Origin of the sequence: Virgibacillus byunsanensis (genome assembly GCF_042675965.1) — a bacterium.
GTDB lineage: Bacteria > Bacillota > Bacilli > Bacillales > Amphibacillaceae > Virgibacillus_R > Virgibacillus_R byunsanensis.
In genome coordinates, this window is the sequence record NZ_JBHTKJ010000070.1 from 1 (window position 1) to 8,211 (window position 8,211).

Annotated in this window: 6 protein-coding genes; 2 read left to right on the forward strand and 4 right to left on the reverse strand. The window is 38.4% G+C overall.

Features of this window, described 5'->3' with window-relative positions:
* Nucleotides 1–300 precede the first annotated feature (300 nt).
* The 3 genes from alr to ACFQ3N_RS18540 form a co-directional block, all read right to left on the reverse strand.
* The gene (gene alr / locus ACFQ3N_RS18530; protein ID WP_390364404.1) at nt 301–1,491 is read right to left on the reverse strand and encodes an alanine racemase; all 1,191 of its coding nucleotides are present in this window, start codon (nt 1,489–1,491) and stop codon (nt 301–303) included.
* 147 nt (nt 1,492–1,638) lie between these two features.
* Nucleotides 1,639–2,769 carry an alanine dehydrogenase gene (gene ald / locus ACFQ3N_RS18535; RefSeq protein ID WP_390364406.1) on the reverse strand — a complete coding sequence of 377 codons (1,131 nt, stop codon included), beginning with the start codon at nt 2,767–2,769 and terminating at the stop codon, nt 1,639–1,641.
* 111 nt (nt 2,770–2,880) lie between these two features.
* The gene (locus ACFQ3N_RS18540) at nt 2,881–4,128 is read right to left on the reverse strand and encodes a PucR family transcriptional regulator (protein WP_390364408.1); all 1,248 of its coding nucleotides are present in this window, start codon (nt 4,126–4,128) and stop codon (nt 2,881–2,883) included.
* A 129-nt stretch (nt 4,129–4,257) separates the two neighbouring features.
* Here ACFQ3N_RS18540 and ACFQ3N_RS18545 point away from each other — a divergent pair, with 129 nt between their 5' ends.
* The gene (locus tag ACFQ3N_RS18545; protein ID WP_390364410.1) at nt 4,258–5,352 is read left to right on the forward strand and encodes a YkvI family membrane protein; all 1,095 of its coding nucleotides are present in this window, start codon (nt 4,258–4,260) and stop codon (nt 5,350–5,352) included.
* Between the two features lie 218 nt (nt 5,353–5,570).
* On the opposite strand, the gene ACFQ3N_RS18550 is transcribed toward ACFQ3N_RS18545, so the two are convergent.
* Nucleotides 5,571–6,482, reverse strand: a complete 912-nt coding sequence (locus ACFQ3N_RS18550) for a LysR family transcriptional regulator (protein ID WP_390364412.1) — start codon at nt 6,480–6,482, stop codon at nt 5,571–5,573.
* Nucleotides 6,483–6,637: 155 nt separating this feature from the next.
* Here ACFQ3N_RS18550 and gdhA point away from each other — a divergent pair, with 155 nt between their 5' ends.
* On the forward strand, nt 6,638–8,011 hold the full coding sequence (gdhA, locus tag ACFQ3N_RS18555) for an NADP-specific glutamate dehydrogenase (RefSeq protein WP_390364414.1): 1,374 nt from the start codon (nt 6,638–6,640) through the stop codon (nt 8,009–8,011).
* Nucleotides 8,012–8,211 lie beyond the last annotated feature (200 nt).

The following is an 8,211-nucleotide window of genomic DNA, read 5'->3' on the forward strand; positions in this document are numbered from 1 at the left end:
GAAGTGTATTTCCAGAGCGAATAACAGCACCAACCATCATCTCAAGTTACTTCGCATTATATATCTAATTAGCAACAAAAATAAATCCGAACTAATTCGAATTCTATTTTAAGAATTTTGAATCATAGTTCGGAATTTACTTTGACTAAAACACTTTTGTCTTAGCTCTTTCCTTTCTATTTATTTCAACTTAAGCACTTATATCGAAATAAGAGGAAAATTGTAATTTTCGCGGATCTGAGTACCTTATTTCTATAAAAACAATCATAAGGAGGCTCTTGCATTAAATTAGCAGTCAAATCAGTGACTGTAAACCGGATCTTTCGGTTCTTTAGTTAATAATCCTTTTTTCTTCATTGCTTCTCCATTCTTTATATGGATTCTCGGAATACGTTTACCTATGAGACACGCTGTTTCATAATGAATGGTGTTCATATTCTCAGCCACTTCTTCCATCGGAATAAAGCCTTCAGTAGGTTCTCCGAATATAGTAATCGTATCATCTATTTCAACATCACCGACCTCGGTAACATCGATCATTGATTGGTCCATACAGATCTTTCCGACAATCGGAGCGTGTTTTCCACGGATAGTTACATGACCCCTGTTTGATAGGGAACGCGAAAAACCATCTGCATAACCGATTGGTAGGGTAGCGATACGGCTCCTGTTTTTTGTTTTGAACGTAAGACCATAGCTGATAGCGTTATTCGCTTCAAGTGTTTTAATGTAGACAGGCTTGGTCTTCAGACTCATCGTTTGCTTTAAGGAAATTTTCTTTTTCAGATGTTCACCTGGATACAAGCCGTATAGACTGATTCCGACACGAACCATGTCCAAGTGCATGCCTGGATAAGCAATTGTTGCAGCGCTGTTGCAACAGTGTTTGATAGGAATTTGGACATATTTTTCTAAAAATTCGATAATCTGGTTGAACGCTTTAAATTGTTTTTCTGTATAGGCTGGATCTGGGTTATCCGCATCGGCAAAGTGGGTGAAAGCACCTTCAAGAATGACATAGTCGGATTTAAGTGACTCCATCAGTTGAAGTGCTTCTTCTTGATTGCTTATTCCAATTCGGTTCATGCCACTGTCTATTTTCAGATGAACACGTGTTGTTTTTTTTGATGATTCTGCGACTGCTCTTATACTTCGTGCTACGTCTTCAGTAAATACAGTCAAGGTGATATCCAGTTCGATTGCTGTTTTTGCAGCTTCCGGTGGCGTATAGCCGAGTACCAGAATTGGAGATTCATTACCAGCTTTGCGAAGCAAAACGGCTTCATCCAAGAGGGCAACAGCCAAATAATCAGCACCTGCTGCTATAGCCTCTTCCGCCACCTCGGTTGCTCCATGCCCATAGCCATCTGCTTTGACAACGGCCATTAGTTTCGTATGACTGCTGATATGGGTTTTGAAAGCTAATACATTTTCCCTAATGGTATCTAGTGATATTTCTGCCCATGTATCTCGATAACTTTCATGATGCATTATGATCCCTCCCCGTGATGATAGCGTTCTTATAATATGGAGTGCAAGCCTTAGTTGCACTCATCATGATCTCTGAAAATTTTAGACATCCCTATCAGTGCAAAAAAGTATCCTTTCTACTTTATGTAGAAGGATACTTTATGTCTATTAAGCGAATTGTTCAAGGCGCAATGCGACTTCTGGTGTTACATATTCATATCCGAGATCCTGTGCAACTGCCTGATAGGTTACTTTTCCATTTGCCACATTTAAGCCGGAAAGTACGGCTGGATTATCATGGATGGCTTTTACAATTCCTTTTGAAGCGATCTGTTCAGCATATGGTACGGTAACATTTGTCAATCCAACCGTAGCTGTGCGCGGTACAGATCCAGGAATGTTGGCAACCGCATAATGAAGTACATCATGTTTTACATAGATTGGGTCATCATGTGTTGTTGGATGATCCACGGTTTCAAAGTTACCGCCTTGGTCAATTGCGACATCAACAATGACAGATCCAGGCTGCATGGATTTAACCATTTCTTCAGTTACAAGTTTTGGAGCTTTTCTGCCAGGAATCAATACGGAACCAACAACAAGATCAGAATCTTTTACTGCCTCAGCGATGTTATAAGGATTGGACATAAGTGTTTGAATGCTTGATCCGAAAATATCATCCAATTCACGCAGACGTACTGGATTTAAATCAAGAATTGTAACCTCTGCACCTAGGCCAAGGGCGATTTTAGCAGCATTAGTACCTACAACTCCTCCACCGATAATGGTTACTTTTCCGCGGTTTACTCCTGGTATTCCACCAAGCAGAATACCTTTACCACCTTTGGATTTTTCCAGATATTGCGCTCCAATTTGTGTAGCCATACGGCCAGCTACTTCGCTCATTGGAGTAAGCAACGGTAATGTGCGATTTACTGTAATAGATTCATAGGCGATTGCATTTACTTCATTATCAATCAATGCTTTTGCCAATTCAGGCTCTGCAGCAAGATGCAGGTATGTGAATAGGATAAGCCCCTTGCGGAAATATTTGTATTCAGAAGCAAGAGGTTCTTTAACCTTCATGATCATTTCTGCTTTTTTCCAAACATCGGAAGCATTTTCGATAATCTTCGCTCCGGCCTGTTGGTACTCGTCATCTTTAAAATTGCTGCCCAATCCGGCATCTTTCTCAATAATAACTGTTTGACCAGCATTTATTAAATTAGCTACCCCAGCAGGTGTCATTGCAACACGGTTTTCATTGTTCTTAATTTCTTTCGGTACTCCAATAATCATATTTAACAGCCCCTTCTTGCCGATTTATAATCCTATCATATCTGTTTTGTGAAGCGTTTCCATTAGGTGAAAAAATGAAATAAAGAAGCATGATTTGTGTAAATGCACAAATCATGCTTCTTTTAGATTTTCGATAATCAAATCGAGATAAAGAGTTGTTTTTTGATTAGGGTCTTTCAGGTCGATTCCACTAACTTCTCTGATACGCTTTAATCGGTAGTTCATGGTATTGGGATGGATGAATAATGTTTTCGCGGCCTGATATACATTATTATCACACTGCAGGTAGACATCTAGTGTCAACAGAAGGAACGTTTTATGTGTTTTATCATAACTGCGCAGGGTTTCAATCTGTCGGTTTTGATAATGATTTTGTTTCTGAAATTCATATAACCTTTCAATAAACTGATAAACGCCTAATTCCTCATACATAAAAATACGGTTAAGCTTTTCCGGGAACTTCTCTTTCAGCCTCAATACTTCTGTGGCCTGATGATGGGAATCTGTTATATTCTGGGGGGAGTGGTAGAATAACCCAGCAGAGCCATGAACATTCTTTAGTTTTAACTGTTTACTCATTTTCTGAATGAATTGCTGAATAAAATCGCTTATTATTTGTTTGGGGTGCACTTCATCTTTTAACCTAATAAGCATAATAAATTCATTATCATCAAATAATCGGGTAATGACTGAGACTTTTACTTGCGATTCTGAAAGGTAATAGGCATGCTTTTCCATCTGTTCTGTAATCTCATCTGAAAATTTAATGACAACGATGACTTTATTACCATCAAGATTGATATTGAGTTGCTTGGCCCACCGTAAAATTTCATCACCATCCCGGAAGTCCCCCCGCAAAAGCTGCCAAAAGAAATCCTTATAACCCTCCTCAGACTTTCGTCGTCGTTGTCGGCTTTGAAGGAAAAACTTTTGAACATAGGTGGAAGTTTCCTTAAACAGTTTTATTTCTTCATCGGAAAGTGTTTGATCGGAAGTATGTGCCCAGATAAACCCAAGGATCTCATTCTTCTTACGGATGGAGATGGCAACACGGTTTCCAAGGCCGATTTCCATTATTTCCGGAATGATAACAGGATCATCACTGTCAATTAGCCTGGGCATGATACCATTTTTCCATAGCCCATTTATTACCTTATCGGGAACTTTTCGATTCATGATGGTTGAAATTCGGGCTTCATCAATATTTTCTTTATGTTTGCTGTAGGAGACGACATGATGATTGGAATCTTCTATTGTAATCGGACACTTGAAAATGTCGGCTATATGGTCGGCCAGATCATCAGGAGAAACATATACTTTATTTAAACGGTTTTTCAGTGTATCTGGATGTTTTGTCATTTATATTTCCTCCATCTATTATTTGAGTAAATAAACAAATAGCTACACTCTTATTTTAGTATATACACAAAAAGATTTCATCTTCGAGATGTTATAGTGTAATGGGAAAATAGAAATGGGGGTAGCAGCATGAAGAGAACAATGATGATTGGAAGCGCTTTTATGGGCGTTATCGTAGGTGCAGGTTTTGCTTCTGGGCAGGAAGTGTTGCAGTATTTTACTAGTTTTGGCTTAATGGGCGTCATTGGTGCCATTGTTGCAACCGCTTTATTTGCTTATGCGGGCATGATGCTTGTATGGCTGGGAAGCAGAATGAAAACGACTTCACATAAGGAAGTAATCTATAAATTGAGTGGTAATATATTAGGATTAATTATTGATTATATCCTTATTTTTACACTTTTTGGTGTAGGAGTTGTAATGATTGCAGGTGCAGGTTCCAACCTGAACCTGCAGTTTGATTTGTCGTTTACTACAGGATCGATATTGATGACGATTCTTGTTCTTCTAGTAGGAATGTTGAGAGTTGACAAAGTAGTTAATATTATTGGTAGTATCACACCTTTTCTGATTCTCTTTGTATTAATTATTTCGGTTTACAGTTTTCTGACAGCTGATGGATCGCTCACAGATCTGGATAGTATTGCTAGAGAGCAGCAGACAACATTACCGAATTGGTTTATTTCAGGGATCAATTACGTATCATTTAACATTGCTGTAGGTGCATCCATGGCACTGGTAATGGGTGGTGCTGTAGCAGATCGGAAAACTGCTGCTTTAGGAGGATTGGCTGGTGGTTTCGGTATTGGTATTCTAATCATATTAAGTAATCTGGCTATTTTCTCCAAAGTTGAACAAGTTGGTGGCTCAGAAATGCCAATGCTGGCGATTGTCAATAATATCTCACCAGTAATGGGAACAATCATGTCTATCGTAATTTTTACCATGATTTTCAATACGGCATTAAGCATGTTCTTCTCGTTCACTGCTCGTTTTGCTGAAGTAGGGACAAGCAAGTTTAAGATATTTTATACGATTACGTTACTTGTTGGATTTGCAGTAAGCTTTGTCGGGTTTACCGAACTTGTTGCATATTTCTATCCGCTAATCGGATATCTCGGTCTGGTTTTGATCGCTGTATTAATCACTGCACCATTCCGGATCAGAAAAGTGGAGAAAAAAGAACAGGAAAGCGAAGTAGTAATAAGGAAAAAAGCAATGTAGTAATTATAAGCGGTTCAGTTTTGGAGTACAAAAACGCAATTTGTCCCCTTAATTGAGCCGCTTTTTTTATCTAAATTGAAAGTTTTCTCTCATCAATATTTCAATTAAACAGGTTTTAAGAATTAAGTTCCCATATTTTAGTAGAAAACGTGGCTTATTGCCAAGCCTTTATGCGAAAGCCTTAGTTGCGATTATGCAGGTAAGAAAGTTTTTTCCTTTTATTTTTTAAATTCATTTAGTCGATCATAAGTCTCAAGTAAGAACTCATAAAACAATGCTTCAGTAGGGAGTAAATCACGTTGTGTTGGATAAATTACACCAACTGTACGTGTCATATTGAAGTCGGTTAACGGAATCATTACTGTGGACCGTGGTGTGTTATCGATTAACGTCATCTCTGGCATTAGGGCTACACCTAAACCAGCAGAGACTAGCCCTTTTAGTGCATCAATATCTTTCCCTTCAAATGCTATTTGTGGCGAAAAACCAACTTTGTTGCATGCATGGACAACCTGAGTACGAAATACAAATCCCTCTGGCAATACAACGAATGGGTCGTCTTTCAATTCTTGCAGCATAACGGATTGTCTATCCGCTAATGGATGATGAAATGGTACAAGAGCAACAATATTTTCTGTAAATAAAGCAGTACCACTTATTTTGTTCTCTATTTCCTTAGGTGGTATGGGTGCAATCATTGCTAAATTAAATTCCCCATTCTCCACACCATCAATTAAATCATAATAAAGTGCATTACTCATTTGGAATTTAGCTTCTGGATATCTTGTGCGAAAAGCATAAATAATAGATGGCAAAGTGTGAGCGGCCATACTAATTGGAAATGCAATTCGTACGGTGCCTGTATCTGGACTTAAATACTCCTTAACTTCTCTCTTTGCTTCCTCCATCAAATTGGTCACTTGTTTCATTCGTTCAAAAAAAACTTTGCCTAAGTGGGTTAACTTTACCCTTCTTCCTTCACGAATAAAGAGATCTACTCCTAATTCATCTTCTAAATTGAATAGTTGCCTACTAACGGAGGACTGGGCAACATGCAAGGCGTCTGCGGCGTCTGTCACATGTTCTCTCTTAGCGACTTCCATGAAATATTGTATTTGTCTTATTTCCATTTTGCTGTTCACCCCATCCTTCATGCGTTAAAAGCATGAACTTCATCGTTTATTAATATTGAAGCTATCGTTTATAAAATTATAGAATTAAACTATCTAAATGAAAAGTGATTCGCAAAATTTTAACTATTACAGGAGCTGATTGTTTGAAAGTAATGGAAAAGGTTGAAGATATACAAACTAAAAACGTTAAGGATTATGTGAATCATTTGTTCGAAAATGTTGAAAAACGTAATCCCAATGAACCAGAATTCCTACAGGCTGTTAATGAAGTGTTTAATTCTTTAGTACCTGTACTTGTGAAAAACCCAACATATATTGTTCAAGGAATTCTTGAAAGGCTTGTCGAACCAGATAGAACAATCACTTTTAGGGTGCCTTGGGTGGACGATGAAGGAAAAGTAAAAGTAAATCGAGGATATCGCATACAGTTCAATAATGTGATCGGTCCATACAAGGGTGGATTAAGATTTCACCCTTCAGTCAATGCTAGCATCATTAAATTTTTAGGTTTCGAGCAGATTTTTAAAAATTCGTTAACTGGTCAACCGATCGGTGGTGGTAAGGGTGGCTCTGATTTTGACCCTAAAGGTAAGTCAGATGTAGAAATTATGCGCTTTTGTCAAAGCTTTATGACAGAACTTACCAACTATATCGGACCCAATAAGGATGTACCTGCTGGTGATATTGGAGTTGGTGCTAAAGAAATCGGTTACATGTTTGGGCAATACAAAAAATTACGTGGTGTATTCGAAGCGGGTGTATTAACAGGAAAAGCAATTGGTTACGGTGGCAGTCTTGGGCGTACAGAAGCGACTGGCTATGGTACGGTTTACTTTGTTGAGGAAATGTTAAAAGATAAGGGTCTAAGCTTTGACGAAAGTACTGTTGTGGTATCTGGTTCAGGAAATGTCTCGATTTATGCGATGGAAAAAGCAATGGAGTTAGGAGCAAAAGTAGTAGCATGCAGTGATTCAAGCGGCTATATTTATCATCCAAATGGGATAAATCTTAGTACGGTTAAACAATTGAAAGAAATAGACAATAAAAGAATTTATGAGTATGTATTAGAACATCCTGATGCTGTATTTGTGGAGGGATGTTCAGGGATATGGTCCATTCCTTGTGATATCGCTTTACCATGTGCAACGCAAAACGAGCTTGATATAGAAGCGGCAGAAACACTACTTTCCAATGGAGTAAAGGCGGTAGGGGAAGGTGCAAATATGCCTTCTACACAAGAAGCAATTGATATTTTTATTGATCATAAAGTGTTATTTGGTCCTGGCAAAGCAACAAATGCTGGCGGCGTTTCAGTCTCCTCATTAGAAATGGCACAAAACAGCTCCAGACTAGCTTGGACGCGAGAAGAAGTCGACGCCAAATTACAGGGCATAATGAAAGAAATTTATCGTGTAAGTATGAAAGCATCAGAGGAGTATGGTGCACCTGGAAATCTGGTTGTTGGTGCAAATATAGCTGGATTTGTAAAAGTAGCAGATGCAATGATTGCACAAGGGGTTATATAATAAAGAGTAAAGGAATGAAAGTGTCATAGATTAAACCATTATGTATGGCCATATCGAGGGCATCAGGTTCACGTACTACGTGATTCCTGATGTCTTTGCTCTAGGCTATTTTCGTGTTGTTTTTGTCACAATAGATGTAAAATGCGACGTAACTTAGGCTTATTTCTAAGAACGCTCGCTATTGCTGCCGTCTGGGATCG